Genomic DNA, 596 nt, shown 5'->3' with positions numbered 1-596 from the left:
CTTCAACATTGAGAAACTGGGCGGACACCGAGAGTTTCCAAACCAAGAAAAGGGCGATGGACATACTTGTCCAGGCAATATTGGCATTCAGCTGGTGAATCGCCTTCGAGCTGCTACGGGGCTTCCTAAACCATGAGCAACACCAGTTTTAAGAAGTCTGTCGCTGTTTTATTGCTGATAATAGCTTTGGCGATATTGACAGTAACCGCGCACATCCCGAAGCCGCCTAGCCCCTCACTAAGCCCTTGTACGCCTGCATGGTTTGAGTACATAGAGCATCATTATGTTTCTGTGGATGATGGGGAGGGACATGGCCCAGATCGTGGGACGTTGGAGTACCTTGGCTCTATATCACGCCAGTTAGGTTTGCCGGATGATAATAACCCTGACGCAGCTGCACAATGCAAGATGATTCAAGATGGACTACAAAAACGCACAATAGTCATTAGTAGTTTGTTTGGTCCGATTACTGTATGGCAAAGATGACTCTAGCCAATTTCATTAAGGACTGTCTCTTATACACATCTCCGAGCCCACGAGACTCAAAAGAGGGGGGGGGGGGGGGGGGGGGGGGGGGGGGGGGGGGGGGGGGGGGG

At 51.2% G+C, this 596-nt stretch carries 1 protein-coding gene; it reads left to right on the top strand.

Features of this window, described 5'->3' with window-relative positions; genetic code table 11:
• Positions 1-132: 132 nt before the first annotated feature.
• Positions 133-486 carry a hypothetical protein gene (locus tag JHD59_RS22025; protein WP_199155839.1) on the top strand — a complete coding sequence of 118 codons (354 nt, stop codon included), beginning with the start codon at positions 133-135 and terminating at the stop codon, positions 484-486.
• Positions 487-596: the final 110 nt, after the last annotated feature.

Source organism: Chromobacterium sp. ASV23 (assembly GCF_016428945.1).
GTDB lineage: Bacteria > Pseudomonadota > Gammaproteobacteria > Burkholderiales > Chromobacteriaceae > Chromobacterium > Chromobacterium sinusclupearum.
Note: the sequence above shows the minus strand (reverse complement) of the source record. Positions and strands in the feature narration are given on the sequence as shown.